Origin of the sequence: Pedobacter sp. MC2016-15 (genome assembly GCF_026239695.1) — a bacterium.
GTDB lineage: Bacteria > Bacteroidota > Bacteroidia > Sphingobacteriales > Sphingobacteriaceae > Pedobacter.
The window spans coordinates 82,061-103,326 of the sequence record NZ_JAPIVS010000006.1; the positions used below are offsets into that span (position 1 = coordinate 82,061).

The following is a 21,266-nucleotide window of genomic DNA, read 5'->3' on the forward strand; positions in this document are numbered from 1 at the left end:
TAATATAAGTGTTAAAACAGCCGGTGGCATGGTTTTAGTGATTGTCTTAAAAGTGTAATCTTACAAATCTTATCACAATTGAATAAATACGTACGCAAAAGTCTAAAGGTCATCTTGTGGGTAGTTGCCAGCATCATTATGCTGGTTGTCCTTGTTGCAGTGGCCCTGAATATCCCGGCAGTTCAGAACTTCGTGAAAGACAAAGCTATAAGCTATCTCAAAAACAAAACCCATACAGAAGTCAGCCTGGAAAGTGTAAAGATTGCACTTCCTAAAGATGTAGTGCTCAACAAGTTTTACATGGAAGATAAAAAAGGTGATACCTTACTGTATGCGCAACGCCTGGCAGTAGATATCAGCCTCATGAAACTGCTGAGCAACAAGGTAGAAATCAACAATATAGAATTAGAGAAAATCAGGGCTAATGTAACCCGGATCAATCCAGATACGACTTATAATTTCTCTTTCCTGCTGGATGCATTCATGTCCGAGCAGAAAAAACCAGACGAAGAGGTAGAAAAAGACAGTACTTCTACGATGAAATTCTCTATTAATAAAGTGAGTTTCAAAGATATTGGAATTATATACCGTGACGATGTTGCAGGAAATGATGTAAGTGTAAGACTAGGTGAGTTTGAAACCAATATCAAGGATTTTGACATGGACAAACAACACTATGTGATTAAAAACCTGTCCTTAAAAAACACCACTTTAAAATATTTACAACAGAAACCACTTACCCAGCTGACGGCACAGATAGAAAAAAGTTTAGATACCGCTACTGCAGTTGCCGGAAAGTTACCACTAGTAGAAATACAGGATATTGATTTCAATAATGTAAAGCTCAAGTATGATGATATGCTGTCGGATACTCGTGCCGACCTAAACATCAATGAACTGACGCTGACAAAACTATTTGCCGACCTTACCAAAATGGATATTAAACTGGATGATGCGACCCTTAACAAGTCGGACATTCTGTTTGCATTCAAACCTGCAGCTCCTGTTAAGGATGCTCCGGCAGATACAGCAGCGGCCAAACCTTCCGCGATGGCTGTGCTGGTGAGTAAACTTAACCTTGCAGAGAACAATATCCAGTTTGATAACCTCGGAGAAAAACCGCTGGCAAAAGGCATGGATTTTAACCACCTCAAAATCAAAGGTCTCGGACTTGCCGCAGAGGATTTATCTTATAGCGCAGCAGGTATCAAAGTGAACGTTAAAAGCGGCACGTTGAAGGAGAAGAGCGGTTTTGAAGTCAACAAACTACAGGGCGATGTGGTGTACAACGATAAAATGGTGAAACTCAGCAATCTTGTTTTCAAGACTCCAAATACCAATATCGAGAACAATACAGAGCTGAATTACACCTCTCTTGAAGACCTCACCAAACACCCGGAAAGAGTCAAATTGTCGCTGCAGATCAAAAACACCACACTGGGACTTAAAGATGCTACTTACTTCAGCGATGCTGTTCCGGCAAATTACCGGAATGAGAAAATTAAGGTTACAGCGAATGTAAAAGGATACATGAGCAACCTTTCTATACCCCAGTTACAGATTACCGGTTTAAAAAGTACGCGCATCGATGTAAATGGTACTGTCAAAGGATTGCCTGATGTAGAGAAAACTTTCCTCGACCTTAATATCAAAAGATTTAACATGACCAAGGCGGATCTGCTCGTGCTCATCCCCAAAAAATCACTGCCTGCAAATATAACATTGCCAAATACTATTGCCGCCAATGGTAAGTTCAAAGGCTCAATGACCAACTTCAACACTGGCTTCAATATCAACACGGATATGGGCTCGGCAAAACTGCTGGCCAGCATGAAAGGGCCAAAGGGAAAGGAGAGCTATACCGCTGATGTATCACTGAACAATTTCAACGTTGGCCGTCTCATCCAGATGCAACAGCAATTGGGCAGAATTACTGTTAAAGCCAATGTGACTGGTTCCGGACTTGACGCCAAAACTGCCAATGCAAAAATCAACGGACAGCTGATCAGTGCCGCTTACAATAAGTATACGTACAGAAATTTATTGCTGAGTGGAACATATGCTGCGCAGAAACTCAATCTCAAAAGCAGTATGGCCGACAGCAATGCAAACTTCAGCCTTACTGCTTTGGTAAACATCGCCGGCAAATATCCTGCTGTGAAGGCAGACCTCGACCTTAAACAGGTAGACCTGCAGAAACTTAATTTCAGTCCCACAGAATTCAGACTGGCAGGTAAAGTAAATGCAGACATTAAAACTGCTGACCCTGATTACCTGAACGGGGATGTGAGCATCAGAGGGCTCCAACTCGTAAAAGAAGGCCAGAAGATCAATGTAGATACTATCGATGTACACTCAGAAGCTACGGCAACCAACAACTTGCTGACACTGAAATCAGAACTCCTGAGTGCAAGAGTGGAAGGAAAATACCAGCTGACAAATCTGGCTGCAGCCATGACCAACCAGATTAACAAGTATTATAAGTATGGCGTGGTTACTAAGGTGCCCGACCAGCGTTTACTCTTCAGTGTAAAGATTTACAACCCGAAATTTATCAAAGACTTTGTACCTGCACTAACTACCTTCTCCCCTTCTTATATGAACGGGATTTTAGACACGCAGAAGGACAGTCTCAAAATCAATGCATGGTTCCCTCAGGTAGTCTATGGGGATTATAAAGTAGACAGTACCAGGATCACGGTGGATAACTCAGATAATCGCCTTTTCTACAAACTCCTGGTCGGACATATCCAAAGTCCTTCCATAGCGTTATATGGCACTGAGCTCAGTGGTATCGTTTCCAATAACCTCCTGAATATTGACCTTATTCTCAGAGACCAGAAACTGAACGACAGATATGTACTTGGTGGTACGTTCAGGTCACTCGGCGAGGATTTCCAGTTTAAGTTTGATCCCAACAGGATCTTGCTGGATTACGACCGCTGGGCAGTTGCACCGGAGAACTATATCCAATTTGGAAAATCGGGCATACTCGCCAATCAGTTTAATCTGAGCCAGGGTACCCAATTACTGAGCATCAATAGTGTAAATGCAACTCCTAACTCTCCGCTAAAAGTAGAGTTTAAAGATTTCAGAATAGAAACCCTCACTAAATTTGCAGAGCAGGACAGTGCCTTAGTTGGCGGACTGATCAACGGAACTGTAGATGTTAATGATCTGATGGGAAGCCCTAAGTTTACGGCCAACATGACGATAGACAGGTTGCGTTACCAGAAAGATCAGCTGGGTACGTTACGTGTCGCCGTAAATAACAATACTCCAAATGCATTTGAAACCAATATTGCCTTAACTGGCGTCCATGAACTGAGGGTAAACGGATTTTATTATACCAATGATCCGGCAAATGCCCTGGATTTAACTCTCAATATTGATAAAATTGATCTCAAAGCACTGGAAAGCGTCTCCATGGGACAAATCAAAAATGGTTCAGGAACAATCACCGGTGCACTCACAGTTAAAGGTGGCACGGCTGCTCCAAAAGTACTGGGAGATGTGAAGTTTAACCAGGCAGCGTTCACAGCTACTTATGTTAATTCATATTTCAGAATGCCAAATGAAACCATCAGCTTTACACCGCAGGGAGTGGATTTCAACAACTTCACGATCATTGATTCGCTAAATAAAAAAGCAGTAATTACTGGTGGCGTCCTTACTACCGACTATACGAACTTCAAGTTCAATATGAATATCAAAACTGAGACTTTCCGTGTGATGAATTCCACAGCACAGGATAATGACATGATCTATGGAAAGGTCTTCTTAACGAGTGATATCAAAATCAGAGGCGATATGAACCAACCTGATGTAAACATGTCGGTGAAGGTAGAAAAAGATACAAGATTCTTCTTCGCTCTGCCGGCAGATGATCCTTCAGTAATAGATCAGGAAGGTATTGTACAATTCATCGATGCTGATGCCCCTCCATTTAACGGACAAAAAGCCTTGCGAAGCGACAGCATCAGTAAGGCACCGGTCAAAGGAATCAACCTGACAGCGAAGCTTGAAGTAGATCCTGAAGCAGAACTGAACGTAGTGGTTGACCCTGCAAACGGAGATGCACTGAAAGTTAAAGGTGATGCGGATCTGACGGCAGTGATGGACCCAAGTGGTAAAATCAGCCTGACAGGTCGTTATGAAATCAAAGATGGTTCTTACAACTTATCTGTGGGTCCACTGGGTAAAAAAGCATTTAAGCTGGTTTCAGGAAGTACAATCGTATGGACGGGTGACCCAATGTCTGCGAACGTGAATCTGACGGCTCTGTATGAAGTTAATGCTGCCCCTATTGACCTGATCAACGAGCCGGAAAATATCCAGGCCAAAACTAAATTACCATTCCAGGTATACCTGATGATGAAAGGTGAGTTGTTAAAACCTATCATCTCTTTCAAACTTGATTTACCGGAGAATGAACGGGGCGCCTTAAGCGGACAGGTTTATACCAAACTGCAAAACGTGAACAGGAATGAGAGTGAACTTAACAAACAGGTATTTGCCTTGCTGGCACTGGGCAGGTTCATTGCCAATAATCCTTTTGAAAGTCTTGCCGGTGGCGGCGGTGGAGTTTCCACGCTTGCCAGATCCAGTGTAAGTAAGATCCTGACGGAACAGCTGAATAATCTCGCCTCAGATCTGATACAGGGTGTAGAAATCAATTTCGGTGTCAATTCATCCGAGGATTATTCAACAGGTTCATTGCAGCAAAAAACTGACCTCGAAGTTGGACTATCTAAAAAACTGCTGAGTGACAGGTTAACGGTTACCGTAGGTAGTAGTTTCGGACTTGAAGGTCCGCAGCCTCCGGGACAAAGCTCAACCAATATTGCCGGAAACGTCAACGTTGAGTATGCCCTGTCCAAAGATGGAAGATACCGTCTGAGAGCTTACAGGCGTAACCAGAATGAAGGAGTGATTGAAGGACAAATCATTGAGACCGGATTAGGATTTGCCCTCGTGGTAGATTACAATAGATTTAGGGAGATCTTCCGCAAAAGATCAAGAAGAAACAGAGAAAATCAAGAACAGAGACCAAGAAATGAAAAAACTAATTAAACCCAGCTTACTCGTATTCGTATGTTTAGTATGGGCTGCCTGCAGCAATACTAAATATCTGAAACCCGGTCAGAAACTGTACACGGGTGCTGAGGTTGTGATCAATCCTGATTCTTCAGCAAAAATAGATAACCAAAAGGATGTTGAAAGTACACTTGAAACCAAAGCCAGGCCAAGACCAAATAAATCTATCCTGGGTTTAAGACCAAAATTATATATATACAACCTTGCCGGCGAACCTAAAAAGCCAAAAGGTTTTAAACATTGGCTGCGTACAAAAGTTGGGGAGCCACCGGTATTGTTAAGTGAGGTAAAACTTAAAACCAACGATGCCGTCATGACCAGTTTCCTGATCAGTCAGGGATACCTTCAATCAGTAGTGACCGGAGACACTGTTGCTAAAGAGAAAACAGCCAAGGCAGTTTATACGGTAAACACGGGCGACCGCTATAAGATCAGCAGTGTCACCTTCCCTAAAGACACAGGCAACCTTACAAAGATCATCAATGAAAATAAAGGTAATTCTGTCCTTAAAGTTGGTAACTATTATGACCTGGAATCCTTTAAAAATGAGAGGATCCGTATAGACAACGACCTTAAAGAGCGTGGATACTTCTATTTCAGCCCTGATTACCTCATCCTGCAGGTAGACAGCACGATTGGCAAAAGTATGGTTGATATTACGGTCAAAGTAAAAGACATTGCACCTGATGCAGGTATCAAACCTTATACGATCAATAATATTAATATCTTCCCGAGCTACTCCTTAAGAAGAGACAGTGCCTTGAGAAAACTGACGCCGCAACAATACCACGACTTCAATATCTATGATAACCGCAATACATTTAAACCGCGGGTATTCGACCGCCTGGTGTTCTTTAAAAAAGGTGAAACCTATAACAGAACCGATCATAATCAGTCGCTGAACAGAATGGTAAACATCAACTCTTTCCAGGATGTAAGGGTAGAATTCCTGCCGCTGGACAGCTTTAAAAATGACCAGCTTGACCTGAATATTTACCTTACTCCCCTTAGAAAGAACTCGCTTACATTCGGTGTTACAGGTACCAGTAAATCCAACAACTTCGTGGGATCGGAGGTCAAAGTTACCCAAACCACCAGAAACCTTTTCAGAGGTGCAGAACAACTGGACGTAAGTGTAAGTGGTGGCTTCGAAACACAAGTGAGCGGACAATCCCAGGGTTTAAATTCGTACTCCTTCACTGCTGAAGGAAAACTGACTTTTCCAAGGTTCATTGTTCCATTTTACAAACCCAGAAGTACTACTGCCTTCATTCCAAAAACCATTACCTCTCTTTCCTATCAGCTGCTAAGCCGTGGTTCACTGTATAAACTGAACTCTTTCAAGGCAGAGTATGGCTACAATTGGAAAGAAAACCAGCATAAAGAACATACTTTTAACCCAATCTCAATCAATTATGTGCAGCCAAACCTGCCGGCAGATTCAAACCGCCGCCAGCGACTGTTTGATTCGATTCCCGGATTAAGATATACGCTCGAAAGACAATTCATCATTGGTAGTAACTACAGCTTTACCTACACCAATCAGATGGAAGAAAACAGAAGAAACAACACGTACTTTAATGGAAGTTTAGAAACCGGCGGTAATCTTTGGGGTACATTTATCCCAAAAGATGAACAGGGTCAACGATCAATATTCAACGTACCACTTACACAGTTTGTACGTCTTGAGGCCGACCTGAGAAACTATCATAAAATCAACCGTAATGTCACCTGGGCTAACAGGCTTAACCTCGGCTACGGATACGCTTACGGAAATAGCAGCTCCCTGCCATTCGTGCGTCAGTTCTTCGCTGGAGGAAGTAACGATATCCGGGCATTTCCGGCAAGGGCCCTTGGCCCTGGTACTTACCGCGTAAATCCTGACCAGACTTTTGCAGATCAGGGGGGAGATGTTAAAGCCATGCTCAACACAGAATTAAGATTCAAACTGGTAAGTATTCTGTATGGAGCATTATTTGCTGATGCCGGAAACGTATGGCTCAGGAAAGAAGATCCGCTGAGACCAGGCTCAGAATTTAAATTAGGCAGGGCTTTAAGTGAAATGGCTGTCGGTACCGGCGCAGGTTTACGTGTGGATGCTACCATATTCGTAATTCGTCTGGACGTGGCATTCCCTGTCAGGAAGCCTTATAATCCGGCAGGAGAACGTTGGGTATTTGACGAGATCGCATTTGGAGATAAACAATGGAGAAGCGATAATATTATTTATAACATAGGGATTGGATATCCATTTTAATCAGCGATATGAAACTAGTACATAAACTAAAACACTTTTTTATTGAGCTTTATCATCTGTTTATTGCAGCAGGTAAAGGCTTTATGGAAGACCGGATCACGAAGCTCAGTGCAGCACTGGCATATTACACCATATTTTCTCTTACGCCCCTGATCATTATTGTCATCGCGGCAGCCAGTTTGTTCTTTAGTAATAAGATCAATCCTGGCACAGAGCTGTTCTCACAAATCAGCGATATGGTAGGCCCTGCGGCAGCAAAACAGATCCAGGGTTTTGTAGATAGCAATTCCCTGAATGGAAAAAGCTTTTTTGGCCTGATTGTAGGTATCGTTACCCTGATTGTCGGTTCAACGGCGATTTTTATCGAGATTCAGGATAGTATCAATATGATCTGGAAAGTGAAGGCCATTCCCAAAACAGGCTGGAAAAAGATGATCGTCAACCGTCTGCTCTCCTTCTCTCTGATTGTTTCCATGGGTTTCCTCCTGCTGGTATCCCTGGTGATTAACAGTATTGTTGTGGGGCTAGGTTCAAAACTGGGTTACATTGTAACCAATAGTTCAATTGGCGAAGCGATACCATTGGCAAGTGACACTACTACCCTGCTAATTTATATTCTGAACAATGCCATTACACTTGCAGCTGTTACCGCTGTCTTCACCATCATATTTAAGGTACTGCCGGATGTTGACCTGCGCTGGAAATCTGCCATTATCGGCGCGCTCTTTACAGCCTTGTTGTTCAGTTTAGGTAAATATGCGATCGGTATCTATATCGAAAAAGGAGATCCGGGTTCAGCCTTTGGCGCTGCCAGCTCCATCATTGTAATTCTGTTGTGGATCTATTATACTTCTATCATCCTGTATTTTGGAGCAGAGTTTACTCAGGCCTATGCAGAGAAATTTGATGGGGGTATCAAGCCCAGCAAATATGCTGTACATACACAGATTACCATTGTGGAGAAAAAAGTGGATGTGCTGCCTGCACAACATCCCGAAGAGACAAAAAAAACAGAGCCAACCGCATAGGTTGGCTCTGCCTTTATAAAATTCCTGAGATAATCTTAAGCTGATTCAGCGATCTCTACGATATCCTCAGACACCGCAGCCGTTGCTGCCTCCGCATCCGCAGATACTAATTCTTCAATCGTATCCTTCTCAATCCTCAGGTTTCTGATAATATGCTGTTGCCTGTCGGGCGTATTTTTACCCATATAATATTCAAGCAGGTTCTTTATCGTCTGATCTTTCAGGATCACCGGATCTAAACGAATATCTTTCCCGATAAACAAGCCAAACTCATCTGGCGAGATCTCACCCAGTCCTTTAAACCTGGTAATCTCAGGTCTGCCGCCCAGCTTGGCGATCGCATTTCTGCGTTCTTCATCGCTGTAACAATAAATCGTTTCCTTTTTGTTGCGTACCCTGAATAAAGGCGTTTGCAGAATATATACATGCCCTGCTCTTACCAGATCCGGGAAAAACTGCAGGAAGAAGGTCATCATCAGCAACCTGATGTGCATTCCGTCTACATCGGCATCGGTGGCAATCACGATATTGTTATAGTGCAGGCCATCCAGTCCGTCTTCAATATTCAGCGCATGCTGCAGCAGGTTAAACTCTTCATTTTCATACACCACTTTTTTTGTCAGTTCATAACAATTCAGCGGCTTACCTTTAAGACTAAAAACTGCCTGACAGTCTACATCCCTTGATTTGGTGATAGAGCCTGATGCAGAATCACCCTCAGTGATAAACAGCGTAGTTTCATAACGTTTGTCGTGCGTAGAGTTAAAGTGAACCTTGCAGTCCCTCAATTTCTTATTATGCAGGGATGCTTTTTTAGCGCGGTCGTTCGCCAGCTTCTTGATACCCGCAATATCCTTACGTTCGCGCTCCGACTGTAAGATCCGCTTCAATAAAGCGTCAGCAACATCAGTATGTTTATGCAGGTAATCGTCCAGCTCCTTCTTTACAAAATCATTGATAAAAGTACGGACTGATGGACCATCTGGTCCCATATTCTGCGATCCCAGCTTGGTTTTCGTCTGCGACTCAAATACCGGCTCCTGCACACGCACAGAGATTGCTGCAATGATCGAAGCCCGGATATCCGAAGCTTCATATTCCTTTTTATAAAACTCGCGGATCGTCTTTACCACTGCTTCTCTGAAGGCGGCCTGATGTGTTCCACCCTGTGTGGTATGCTGACCATTTACAAAAGAATGGTAATCTTCACCATATTGCTGTCCATGCGTCATCGCGATCTCGATATCATTCCCTTTAAGGTGGATAATCGGGTAACGGATGTTTTCCACATCGGCAACTTTGTGCAGCAGGTCATAGAGACCACGCTCAGAGAAATATTTTTGGTTATTGAAATTTACCGTCAGCCCGGTGTTCAGGAACACATAGTTCCAGATCATGCTTTCTACAAAATCAGGAATATAATGGTAATTCCTGAAGATACTTTCATCCGGATAAAATGTAATAGCAGTACCATTACGCTGTGTAGTATCAATCACAGGATGATCAATAACGATCTCCCCTTTTGAAAATTCTACTTTCTTGGTCTTGCCGTCACGGTATGACTGCACTACAAAGTTTGTAGACAGGGCATTTACTGCCTTTGTACCTACCCCATTTAATCCCACAGATTTCTGGAAGGCGTTACTGTCGTATTTACCCCCGGTATTGATCTTGGAGACACAATCGATCACTTTACCCAGCGGAATCCCCCGGCCGTAATCGCGTACATTTACCTTTGAATCAGATACGGTGATATCGATAGTCCTGCCTGAGCCCATGACAAACTCATCGATGGAGTTGTCCATGATCTCTTTCAGCAATACATAGATACCGTCATCCTGCGCAGAGCCGTCACCTAACTTTCCGATATACATACCAGGACGCAACCTGATGTGTTCCTTCCAGTCGAGCGACCGTATACTGTCATCGTTATAAATAGGTTCTGCCATAAATATTTAGAATATCTTCAAATTTAGTGAAATATGCGTGTTTACGGACATACAATTTTCAACAAATACACATTTTTGCTATCAGCTGTATCCGAAATGTACTATCTTTCTGCATGTCAAAACCCATCGTCACCGGCCTGATGTCTTACGGAATGTCCGGCAGAATATTTCATGCTCCATTTTTAGCCACTAACCCGGGCTTCATATTTAAAGCTGTAGCAGAGCGGAATACGAAAACCGCAGCTTTAAAATATCCGGGACTAAAAAGTTATAATAGTATCGATGAACTGCTGGCAGACGATGAAATTGAACTGATCATAGTCAATACGCCTAATTACACGCACTACGACTTTGCCCTGCGTTCCCTTCATGCCGGTAAACATGTCTTAATTGAGAAACCGGCAGCCGTGACCAGTGCCGAAGCTAAAGCTTTGTTTACACTGGGGCACCAGCTGAATCTAAAGGTCATGATCTATCAGAACCGCAGGTATAACAGCGACTTTTTATCCGTAAAAAATGTCATTGAAAGCGGCCGTCTCGGCAAGCTGATCGAAATCCATTTCAGAATAGACCGTTACCGTATGGCTATCGGCGCAAAAGCATTTAAGGAAAGTAAAGAAGTACCAGGCAACGGCCTGATGTATGATTTAGGATCACATCTGATTGATGGTGTGATCAGCCTTTTGGGCAAACCTCTGAGTTATACAAAAACTACTGCAGCCCACCGCCCGGATTCAGAAGTGGATGATTATTTTCATCTGCACTTACGTTATCCTGAGCAGCTGAACGTATACCTGACATCAGGGCTGCTGATTGCCGAGCCGGAACATGGATTTGTAGTACATGGTACCGCTGGTAGTTATCTGAAGATGCGTACTGACATACAGGAGTTGCAACTGATGGATGACATACTGCCGGACGCGGATGGTTTTGGAGTTGAGGCGGCGGGCAGCGTAGGGAAGCTGGTGGTAATCAATGATCTTCAGAAAGTCGTGGAGGAAGTAGTTGCCCCAACAGGAGCTTATAATGACTTGTTTAATGCAGTACATGATACTATCCGCAACGATAGCGCATTTCCTGTCAGCGAAGAACAGATCATCTGGCAGCTGGAAATGCTGGAATTTAAAGAACAGTAATAGTTACAGAACTTATACGTACCTTTGTATCAAATAAATTAAAATTCATACACATTGTTATTCGAAGAATTAAACCTGATTGAGCCTATTTTAAAAGCGCTGCAAGCAGAGGGTTATACTAATCCAACCCCAATACAAGAACAATCTATTCCCACTATATTAACCGGCAAAGACTTATTAGGCTGTGCGCAAACGGGAACCGGTAAAACGGCCGCATTTGCTATTCCTATGCTGCAGTTGCTGAATAAAGAGCATGCGAATACCAAAGGTCCTAAACCTATCAGGGCGCTGGTATTAACGCCAACTCGTGAGCTGGCAATCCAGATTGAAGAAAGTTTCAAAGCTTATGGCAAGAACCTACCGCTGCGTCACCTCGTGATCTTCGGTGGTGTCGGACAAAAAGCACAAACTGATGCCTTACACCGTGGTGTAGATATCCTGATCGCTACACCGGGCAGATTGCTCGACCTGATGAGCCAGGGTTTCATTAACCTGAAAGACGTGGAGATCTTTGTACTCGACGAAGCCGACAGGATGCTGGACATGGGCTTTATCCATGATGTAAAGAAAACTATTGCTAAACTGCCTGTAAAAAGACAGACGCTGTTTTTCTCGGCCACTATGCCACCTGAAATCCAGAAGCTTGCAAATACCATCTTAACTGAGCCGATGAAAGTTGAGGTTACCCCGGTATCTTCAACAGCTGAAAAAATTCAGCAGTCTATCTATTATGTGGACAAGAACGATAAAAAGAGCCTGCTGATTCATATCTTAAAGGATAAAACAATCGCTACGGCCCTGGTTTTCACCCGTACCAAACATGGTGCAGACCGTATTGTAAAAGACCTGATCAAGGTTGGTGTAAAAGCCGAAGCTATCCACGGTAACAAATCCCAGAACGCACGTCAGCGGGCTTTAACCAATTTCAAAGCGAAGACTACACGTATCCTGGTTGCTACTGACATCGCCGCAAGGGGAATTGATGTAGATGAGCTTACCCACGTAATCAACTATGAACTGCCAAATGTACCTGAGACGTATGTACACAGGATTGGCCGTACCGGACGTGCCGGTAACAGCGGAATCTCTTTCTCTTTCTGTGACGGAGAAGAAAAAGAATACCTGGATGATATTGAAAAACTAATCGCAATTAAAATTCCTGTTCAGGAAGACCATCCTTATGCCATGACATGGCAGAGCCTGCTTTCTGCAGCTGCTGCCTCAAAAGCAAAAGGCAAAAGCAAACCATCACGAGGTGGACGCCAGGAAAGAACTGAGCACAAACCAAACATGAGCGGCGCTAGAAAGCCATCAGGAAATGGTGGTGGCGGTGGTGGAAACCGCAGGTTCAATAATTCTAGACCTAAAGCTAAAACAGATTAATCTGTTCCACAATATATCAAAAAGCCCCGGCGTTCAGCGGGGCTTTTTTTTTAGCTTCTCCCCCTCCTCATACTACCGCCCATTCCGGGAAAGCTCTGCAGCCGCCAGTTCAGACTCAGCAGAAAATACCGCGTGATCTGGTTGTTCCTGCTCTCGGTAATGGAGTTATCCGAAACCACTCTGCTGATATTGTTACCCTGGTTCAGCAAATCGTGACCTTCCAGTTTGATGCTTCCCTTCCGTTTAAAAAAGGTCTTTTCCACATAAGTACCCATCAGCAGCGGGTTTCTGCCGGCAATAGCAAAGCCCTGATTGATGGTCTTCGAAGTATTAAACCCAGCGTTAAAGCTATTCGCAATAAAAATCTTTGCATCTCCATTGAACATCCAGGTCTGGATGACATTGGAATTGGCCGTAGCCAGTGAATATACATTGCTCCGGTAAATATAGGATGCACTGGTACTCAGCATCAGCCATTTCTGGTTCATGCGCAGTGACAATCCCTGGTTCAAACCCAATCCCTTGCCAAAGTTTTTGATGTTATCCGCATAGGATACACGTCGGTTATAGCTGGCTCCGCCTTTGAGTTCTATATTGAATTTCTTTCCCGAGAGGGGTATCGACCAGAAATAGTTGCTGCCCACATTGTAGTTCCCCCCTGTATTAAGGTACCGCGTTTCCTGCTTCAGGCTGTTCAGCGTATCTCTGATCAACACGGTATTGCTCACAACCTGGTCCTGCACCGCAGTAGCACGGACAGACAGCTGCAGTGTACTTCCATTAGCCGGACTCACAGAGCGGTAACTCAAATTTACGGAGTGGTTAAAGGAAGCTTTCAGATCCGGATTACCTATGATCACGTTCTGCAGATTACGTGTATCAGGCACTGGCTGCAGCTGGTTAAAATCCGGGGCATTGCTGTTTCCATTATACACCAGGCTATAGGTGGTTTTTGGAGAAGGCGTAAAATCGAAACGGGCAACCGGTGAGACGTTAAAACCTGTTCTGCTGATTTTGTCTGCCCGCCCCTCGTATGCACCGGTCAGCACATTGGGCTGCCCTGTGACGCCAATACTGTAATTCAATCCTTTTGTGGAATAACGGTAATTGATACCTATCGTATGTGTACTAAAGGACGAGGTGTATTTATTGCTCAGCGAGTCTACCCTTCTGTATGCGTACAGATCATTCTGCACATTTGTCACCAGCTCATTACTCGTATGGGTATAGGCGTACATGTAACTGAAGTCAATATTCCTTTGTGCCACTGAGTCTAATGTCTTGCCCAAGGGTTCGGTCACCGTCAATGACGCGTTTATATTCTGCACACGATTACGGGTATCTACCAGCTGATTTCTGAGTGAATCTTTCACCAGCAGTTCGGTTTCAGGATCATAGTAGCCGATTCTGTTGTTCTGGTCCTGTACAGAGTTGCTGATATTATTACCGGCTGTCAGGCCAACTGATACCGTCCTTCCTTGTTTTTTAAAATGACGTGCCATGTTAAAATCAGCGTTAAGATTTGGGCTGTGCTGATCGGAGCGGTTGCCATTCAGCAAGTCCTGACGAATAACCCCTGTTTGTTTTGATGAAGTTAAGCCCATACTTTCTGAGTTGTTTAATGATCCCCGGATGCTCCCGTTCAGATAGTTTACTCCGCTAACTGATTGAAGCCCCATATCAAAATTATGGTTGGTGCCTTTTGATTCATCTTGTGTAGAAGATTCGTTATAAACCGTTCCTAGCGAATTTACAGTCTCTATATAGTTTTGCTGACTCAGTTCTGTCCTGTTACGCTGAAAATTATAATTCCCGTTTAGGCTGAGGTTTTTCCCTACTTTGTCCCTGAACGTAAAACCTGTGTTGCTGCTGTTGTTGATACCCGCACCAGTGTTGGTATTACTGGCCTGCCCGTTTAGCCCCAGCTGGCTATCATCCCTCCATACATTTGCATGCAGATTAGCCACATAGCGATTGTTGGTACCACCACTCAGCCCTGCATTGCCAAAGGTGCCCCGATTGCGTTTATCCTTCAGCACCAGGTTCAGCATCTTTTGCGGCTCCCCGCTTTTTACACCGGTAAAGTTGGCTTTGTCACCATAGTCATCAATCACCTGCAGCTTGTCCACAATTCCTGCGGGCAGCTGTGAGATAAACTCTTTGACATTACTGGTAAAAAAATCCTTGCCGTTTACCCGGAGCTTTGTCATTTCCTTACCGCCACTGCTCACATTGCCATCTTTATCTATTTCAACGCCAGGCAGCTGCTTTAGCAGCTCATCTACGTTATCACCCTCACGTACTGTATAGGCAGCAGCATTAAATTCAACGGTATCCTTCATTAAACGCATAGGGATCACCTTGGCTTTAATCACCACTTCAGACAACTGGTTAGAGGCATCTTTGAGGATCAGTGCAGATAGCGCCTGCTCCCTGGAATCATCAGACAGCGTAAACTCTTTCCCATTGGGCAGGTAACCGAGGCCCCTCACTAAGATTGACACCTGTGCTGCAGGAGCTGATCGTTTAACCGTAAAGCTAAACCTGCCCACAGAATCTGTACTCGTATTCATCGTATCCTTTCCAGAGATCAGTCTCACATTTGCTCCCGGAATACCTGCTTTCACAGTGTCCTGAACAACGCCGTTCAGCTTCAGGGTAGTCTGAGCCTGAAGGTTCTGCAGAAAAAACAGGCTCAGCAGCAGAAAAAACAGAAAACCGGTTTTTGCAACAAACATATCTCCTGCTAATATAGTAATGATCCCGGGCAATCAACAAAAAAGGCTCCCTTTCGGCAGCCTCTTCATTTATTGGGTGGTGTGTGTTTTCAAAATTATACTTTCCTGATCCGGATAATACGGAGCCAGTGCATCACCTTCATCACCGGATACGTAGGATCAAATTCGAACCATCTTGAAGCGAAGTTCGGACTGTTTGGTTTTTTATGGTGGTTATTCTGGAACAGCTCCCCCATCATCAGGAAATCCAATGGCAGAGAGTTTTTGCTGTGATCATTGTTATCGTGGTTTGAATATCCATATTTATGGCCGCACCAGTTCACTATAGCACCATGTAAAGGCCCCATCAGGAAATGGATAGGCAACAGCAGGAACATCCACCATGCAGTAGCAAAAGTCACGTAAAACCAGATGTAAAAGCTCACGAACACCATACGGGTGATCCATGAATCACCAATGCGGTCGATCAATGGCCATGAAGGATATTTATCACGGAACTGCTCTTCAGGTTCTTCATTATATTTGGCATAATTGAGGTAGATATTTTTTGTCTGGATCATCATTCCCCATACATCCTTTACAAAATGTGGTGAGTGCGGGTCTTTCTCTGTATCAGAAAATGCATGGTGCATCCTGTGGAGGATTGCATATGCCCTTGGATTTAAGAAAGATGAACCCTGGGATAAAAAAGTAATGGTATAAAAAACCTTTTCCCAAAATCCATTCATTTTAAACATTTTATGTGAAGCATAACGATGTAAAAAGAAGGTTTGTGAAAAAAGAGAGAGGAACCAGTGCAGAACAAAGAATAAAAGAATAATCATAGGTTGAATATACTAACGAAAAAGAACACCTGTACGGATGTTCACATGCGGAATTTTAGAAAAAGGGCCGGTAAACGATCCTTTGGAGGGGTATAATAAAAAAAGAAGATGTGCATCCGGGAATGCACATCTCTATGTATGTTTAAAAATTATCTTCCGAAATCGTCTGATACACGAACGATGTCCGATTCATCAGAAGGGTTTGAAGGGTCAGTATGTTGCCAGATTTCTGAAACGATACCCCAGTCATCCAAACCTACCAGGCGGTGTCTTTCACCTTGTTTCAATTTAATAGTAGTACCAGGTGTCAATTGCTGAACATCTCCCTGCTCATCAGTTTCGCTGGTGATTACGCCTGTTGTGCCACTTACTACACGCCAGATTTCTGCACGGCGGTGGTGGTACTGCCACGAAAGACGTGTATTAGGTGCAACGATTAAGATTTTTGGGCTCAGCTTACCGCCGATACGCAAATCTTCAACGTTCAATCCGTCGAAATAAACATTTGCAAACTGCTGCGCCTGTTCTTCATCAATAACAAAAAAACCTCCCCATGGACGGGTCTCATCACGGTTAACTACATTAAAACCTTCAATCTTAAGTCGCTGCGCAACACTGTCGAATATTTCTTTTTTCTGATCTGACATTATATTTAATATTTTGATCTTCAAATATAGTCATATCAGCTTAAATACCTTCACCTTAAAGAAATCTCTGAAAAAATATCATACTGGTTACAGCAATGGGACAAACAATTAATCTAATTGCCCCTTTATATTTGTATTTTCGCAGCCGAAAACGGTGGGGGGATTGAAATATTTACCCAGATTATACCGTTTGGTATTAAATATAGTCTTACTTTTGTGTCTGCATATCAGGCTGGAAAGCCGGATTAAATCAAAATTTATAAAAAAGCATATGTTAAAAAGAGTGGTTATCACAGGGATCGGGGCGTTAACCCCGTTGGGAAATGATGTAAATACTTTCTGGAGCAATACCGTAGCCGGCAAAAGCGGGGCGGCAAAAATCACCCGGTTTGATGCTTCACTTTTCCGTACCCAATTCGCCTGTGAGCTCAAAGATTTCGACGTTACTAAATATCTGGACAGAAATGATATTAAAAGGACAGACCGCTTTACACAATACGCCCTGGTAGCTTCTGATGAAGCGATCAAAGATTCAGGTTTTGAATTTGACAAGATGAATCCTTTTGATGTAGGTGTGATCTGGGGATCCGGTCAGGGTGGTATGGATACCTTTGAACAGCAGTCCTCAGAGTATGCGCTGGGCAACGGAACACCACGTTTCAGTCCTTTCTTCGTACCAAAACTGATTGCCAACATGGCCTCAGGACTGATCTCTATCCGCAATGGATATATGGGTATCAATTATACTGCTGTATCTGCATGTGCAACTTCAAACACTGCCATTATGGATGCCTTTAACTATATCCGTCTGGGTAAAGCGAAGGTGATCATTACCGGTGGTTCAGAAGCACCAATATCTGCATCCTCAGTAGGAGGCTTCTGTGCGATGAAAGCTATGTCTGCACAAAATGATACGCCGCAAACTGCATCTAAACCATTTGATGTGAACCGTGATGGTTTTGTAATGGGTGAAGGTGCCGGTGCATTGGTACTGGAAGAATATGAACATGCTGTTAAACGTGGTGCACATATTTATGCCGAGCTTGGTGGTGCAGCCATGACAGCTGATGCTTACCACATGACAGCAACCCATCCTGAGGGATTGGGCGCTTCTAAAGCAATGACACTTGCACTTGAAGAAGCAGGCCTGACTATTCATGATGTGAATTACCTGAATACACACGCTACTTCTACCCCGGTAGGAGATTTGTCTGAAACAAATGCAGTAGTTAATTTACTGGGAACAGGAAAAAATAACCTGATGATCAGTGCTACCAAATCAATGACTGGCCACTTACTGGGTGCTGCCGGTGCAATTGAAGCGATTATCTGCTTACTTGCAATGAGGGACAGTGTTATTCCACCGACTATCAACACGACTGAAATTGACCCTGCAATCGCCGGAAATTTAAATATTGTGATTAAAGAAGCAATTCCTGCGACTATTAAAGCCACCATGAGTAATACTTTTGGATTTGGCGGCCACAACGGAACCGTTGTTTTTAAAGCACTATAATTTTTAAGAAGCTTTAAAAGGTCGGGCATATGTCCGACCTTTTTTTTTGGCTAATTTCTGGTAGTTGATTTCCTGATAATCAGTTCAGGTTTGATACTTACTACCCTTGGTTCCGCATTCAGATCCGAGCTCTCCAGCTCCTGAAAATACAGGTCGGCAATAGCTTTTCCCATACTGATGCTGAACTGATCTATAGTTGTAATCGAAGGACTGGTGATTTCTGTAAAGGGTTCATTGGAATATCCACAGATGCCGAGTGCATCAGGTACTGCTATACCCTTTGCGCTGGCTACTTCAAGAACACCAAGGGCAGAAAAGTCAGACGTAGAAGCAAAGATGGCATCCGGTGGCTCAGGCAAACTGAGCAGCTGTGTAGTAGCCTGCGCGCCTAATTCTTTTGTCCATGCATTTTCGCACATCAGTTCCTCAATTACAGGGAAGCCTGATTTTTGGAGCGCTTTCAGGTATCCCTCTTTACGCTGGCGGAAGATGTCAATCTCCTGCGGCCCTTCCAGCAAAGCTATCCTGCTGTACCCTTGATTAATGAGGTGCATCACCGCATCGTATGAAGCTTTCTCGTTGTCATTAATGACTTTAAAAGTGTCCAGCTCATCCACTACCCTGTCAAACTGGATCAGCCGTATATTCCTGTCCAGCACCTGCTGAAGATGCTGGTGGCTGCCTGCTTCCGCAGCGATGGAAATAATGATACAGCTCACATGCTGGTTGATCAGTGCGTGTACACAGTCTACCTCGCGGGCATGCAGTTCGTTCGACTGGCAGATGATCAGATTATAGCCCTTCTCATACGTTACCTCTTCCAGTCCGGCGATAATATTGGAAAAGAAATTCTGGTTGATCCTGGGTACAACCACACCTATCGTGGGATTATTCCCTTTTCGCAGATTGGAAGCCATCGCATTTTGCTGATAGTTCATTTCGGCAGCAGTCTTCAGTACTAATGCCTTGGTAGCAGCGTTTACTTTGGAGCTGTCGCTCAATGCGCGCGACACCGATGAGGCTGCTATATTCAGCTTCTGGGCGATGTCATAGATTGTGGTTCTTTTCTGGCGTTTCATTATTCATACAAAAATGTAAAAATAAATGGGCAATCGATTGCATAATAAAAATATTAACCTAAATTCGTTTTCCGTAACCGGGTATAAACTTAACAATTGCAATAACAAAACACATATATGTTATTACTAGGAATAGATATTGGAACGTCTTCTATCAAAGTAGCCGTTGTGGATTCTGCAACGCAACAGGTGGTCACTTCAGCACAATTTCCCGACGAAGAAAGCCTGATCACAGCCATACATCCCGGATGGGCAGAGCAATCTCCCGAAATGTGGTGGGAACATGTTCAGCAGGCTTTTGCGATTTGTAAAGCTTCGGGAAAATTCAATCCCCGTGATATCAGTTCCATCGGTATCGCTTACCAGATGCACGGACTGGTATTGGTCGACAAACATCAAAATCTCCTGAGGGACAGTATCATCTGGTGTGACAGCCGGGCTGTAGATCTTGGTAACGCTGCTTTCGATGCACTGGGACACGAGTTTTCTTTGTCGCACTTACTCAACTCACCGGGAAACTTTACCGCATCCAAACTGGCCTGGGTAAAACAAAACGAGCCTGAGTTGTATGATACAATCGACAAAATCATGCTTCCAGGGGATTTCATTGCAATGAAACTGACCTCGCAGATTACTACCAGCATCTCGGCTTTATCAGAAGGTATCTTCTGGGATTTTCAAACCAACAGCCTGTCTGCAGAGCTGATGGAATATTATGGCTTTAGTCCTTCCCTGATTCCGGAAATTAAACCGGTATTTGCTGAGCACGGCAGGGTATCCTCCGCTATTGCAGCACAACTGGGATTAAAAGAAGGTACTCCGGTTACTTACAAAGCGGGCGACCAGCCCAATAATGCATTGTCCCTGAATGTCCTCGAACCCGGAGAGGTTGCTGCTACAGCAGGTACCTCGGGGGTAATCTATGGCGTGAGCGACCAGCTGACCTACGATGATCAGTCGCGCGTGAACACCTTTGCCCATGTGAATTACGCCGAAGAGCAGAAACGTCTTGGGGTATTGCTTTGCATCAACGGTACGGGCAGTCTTAACCGCTGGACTAAAAACTTATTCGGCGCTGCGCTGAGTTATGGATCGATGAATGCCGAAGCCAAAAAGGTGAAGATCGGTGCCGATGGATTAAGGGTATTGCCTTTCGGGAATGGCGCAGAGCGTATGCTCAACAACAGGCTCGTAGGCGTGCATTTCCAAAACATAGACCTCAACCTGCACTCCCAGGCGCATCTTTTCCGCGGGGTACAGGAAGGCATCGCATTTTCATTCCGTTATGGTTTCGATATTATGCGCGCTAATGGCATGAGCCCGAGTGTCATCCGCGCCGGAAAAGCCAACCTATTCCTGAGTGACCTCTTCCTTGAAGCCTTCGTCAACAGCACAGGAGTTCCTGTAGAACTGTATGAAAATGATGGCAGCGTTGGCGCCGCCCTTGGCTCTGGTATTGGCGCTAAAACCTTTTCCACGGCATCAGAGGCATTCCATAACATCAAGTGCCTGCAGGTAGTAGAACCTACAGTAACAGATGCATATGAGTCTGTGTATCAGGAATGGCTTCATCTTTTAAACAAGCAACTTAATAACAAAATATAAACGAGTA

The 21,266-nt window shown here is 44.0% G+C and carries 12 protein-coding genes; 7 read left to right on the forward strand and 5 right to left on the reverse strand.

Translation table 11 applies throughout. From position 1 onward, the window contains the following. Positions 1-78 precede the first annotated feature (78 nt). From OQY15_RS17625 to OQY15_RS17635, 3 genes are read left to right on the forward strand one after another with little or no spacing between them, the layout of a single operon-like run. Positions 79-5,073: a translocation/assembly module TamB domain-containing protein gene (locus OQY15_RS17625; RefSeq protein ID WP_265793221.1), complete on the forward strand. Its 4,995-nt coding sequence runs from the start codon at positions 79-81 to the stop codon at positions 5,071-5,073. Continuing rightward, the gene (locus OQY15_RS17630) at positions 5,057-7,354 is read left to right on the forward strand and encodes a BamA/TamA family outer membrane protein (protein WP_265793222.1); all 2,298 of its coding nucleotides are present in this window, start codon (positions 5,057-5,059) and stop codon (positions 7,352-7,354) included. Before OQY15_RS17625 ends, OQY15_RS17630 begins: the two co-directional genes overlap by 17 nt. Before the next feature lie 8 nt (positions 7,355-7,362). Next, positions 7,363-8,382, forward strand: coding sequence for a YihY/virulence factor BrkB family protein (locus OQY15_RS17635; RefSeq protein WP_265793223.1), 1,020 nt, complete (start codon positions 7,363-7,365; stop codon positions 8,380-8,382). Between the two features lie 35 nt (positions 8,383-8,417). Here OQY15_RS17635 and OQY15_RS17640 read toward each other — a convergent pair whose 3' ends face one another. Next, entirely contained in the window at positions 8,418-10,331 is a 1,914-nt protein-coding gene (locus OQY15_RS17640; protein WP_265793224.1) for a DNA topoisomerase IV subunit B, read from the reverse strand. A 113-nt stretch (positions 10,332-10,444) separates the two neighbouring features. Here OQY15_RS17640 and OQY15_RS17645 point away from each other — a divergent pair, with 113 nt between their 5' ends. After that, positions 10,445-11,467 carry a Gfo/Idh/MocA family oxidoreductase gene (locus OQY15_RS17645; RefSeq protein ID WP_265793225.1) on the forward strand — a complete coding sequence of 341 codons (1,023 nt, stop codon included), beginning with the start codon at positions 10,445-10,447 and terminating at the stop codon, positions 11,465-11,467. A 54-nt stretch (positions 11,468-11,521) separates the two neighbouring features. Next, positions 11,522-12,850, forward strand: coding sequence for a DEAD/DEAH box helicase (locus OQY15_RS17650; RefSeq protein WP_265793226.1), 1,329 nt, complete (start codon positions 11,522-11,524; stop codon positions 12,848-12,850). Between the two features lie 50 nt (positions 12,851-12,900). On the opposite strand, the gene OQY15_RS17655 is transcribed toward OQY15_RS17650, so the two are convergent. The 3 genes from OQY15_RS17655 to OQY15_RS17665 all read right to left on the reverse strand — a co-directional run bounded on the left by OQY15_RS17655 (position 12,901) and on the right by OQY15_RS17665 (position 17,059). Next, positions 12,901-15,588 (reverse strand): outer membrane beta-barrel protein, encoded by a 2,688-nt coding sequence (locus OQY15_RS17655; RefSeq protein WP_265793227.1) that lies wholly within the window; start codon positions 15,586-15,588, stop codon positions 12,901-12,903. Positions 15,589-15,683: 95 nt separating this feature from the next. Next, on the reverse strand, positions 15,684-16,412 hold the full coding sequence (locus OQY15_RS17660; RefSeq protein WP_265793228.1) for an acyl-CoA desaturase: 729 nt from the start codon (positions 16,410-16,412) through the stop codon (positions 15,684-15,686). A 149-nt stretch (positions 16,413-16,561) separates the two neighbouring features. Continuing rightward, complete coding sequence (locus OQY15_RS17665) at positions 16,562-17,059, reverse strand: phosphoheptose isomerase (RefSeq protein WP_265793229.1); 498 nt, start codon at positions 17,057-17,059, stop codon at positions 16,562-16,564. A 271-nt stretch (positions 17,060-17,330) separates the two neighbouring features. On the opposite strand from OQY15_RS17665, the gene fabF reads away from it, so the two are divergent. After that, complete coding sequence (fabF, locus tag OQY15_RS17670; protein ID WP_265793230.1) at positions 17,331-18,575, forward strand: beta-ketoacyl-ACP synthase II; 1,245 nt, start codon at positions 17,331-17,333, stop codon at positions 18,573-18,575. Positions 18,576-18,625: 50 nt separating this feature from the next. Here fabF and OQY15_RS17675 read toward each other — a convergent pair whose 3' ends face one another. Then, positions 18,626-19,654 carry a LacI family DNA-binding transcriptional regulator gene (locus OQY15_RS17675; RefSeq protein ID WP_265793231.1) on the reverse strand — a complete coding sequence of 343 codons (1,029 nt, stop codon included), beginning with the start codon at positions 19,652-19,654 and terminating at the stop codon, positions 18,626-18,628. A gap of 117 nt (positions 19,655-19,771) precedes the next feature. Between OQY15_RS17675 and OQY15_RS17680 the strand changes: the two genes are divergently transcribed. Beyond that, on the forward strand, positions 19,772-21,259 hold the full coding sequence (locus tag OQY15_RS17680) for an FGGY family carbohydrate kinase (protein WP_265793232.1): 1,488 nt from the start codon (positions 19,772-19,774) through the stop codon (positions 21,257-21,259). Positions 21,260-21,266: the final 7 nt, after the last annotated feature.

What these genes read in the sequence shown, in the direction of transcription:
- OQY15_RS17630 (WP_265793222.1), top strand. Translation starts at nt 5,057, where the DNA reads ATGAAAAAACTAATTAAACCCAGCTTACTCGTATTCGTATGTTTAGTA.
- OQY15_RS17635 (WP_265793223.1), top strand. Translation starts at nt 7,363, where the DNA reads ATGAAACTAGTACATAAACTAAAACACTTTTTTATTGAGCTTTATCAT.
- OQY15_RS17640 (WP_265793224.1), bottom strand. Translation starts at nt 10,331, where the DNA reads ATGGCAGAACCTATTTATAACGATGACAGTATACGGTCGCTCGACTGG.
- OQY15_RS17645 (WP_265793225.1), top strand. Translation starts at nt 10,445, where the DNA reads ATGTCAAAACCCATCGTCACCGGCCTGATGTCTTACGGAATGTCCGGC.
- OQY15_RS17655 (WP_265793227.1), bottom strand. Translation starts at nt 15,588, where the DNA reads ATGTTTGTTGCAAAAACCGGTTTTCTGTTTTTTCTGCTGCTGAGCCTG.
- OQY15_RS17660 (WP_265793228.1), bottom strand. Translation starts at nt 16,412, where the DNA reads ATGATTATTCTTTTATTCTTTGTTCTGCACTGGTTCCTCTCTCTTTTT.
- OQY15_RS17665 (WP_265793229.1), bottom strand. Translation starts at nt 17,059, where the DNA reads ATGTCAGATCAGAAAAAAGAAATATTCGACAGTGTTGCGCAGCGACTT.
- fabF (WP_265793230.1), top strand. Translation starts at nt 17,331, where the DNA reads ATGTTAAAAAGAGTGGTTATCACAGGGATCGGGGCGTTAACCCCGTTG.
- OQY15_RS17675 (WP_265793231.1), bottom strand. Translation starts at nt 19,654, where the DNA reads ATGAAACGCCAGAAAAGAACCACAATCTATGACATCGCCCAGAAGCTG.
- OQY15_RS17680 (WP_265793232.1), top strand. Translation starts at nt 19,772, where the DNA reads ATGTTATTACTAGGAATAGATATTGGAACGTCTTCTATCAAAGTAGCC.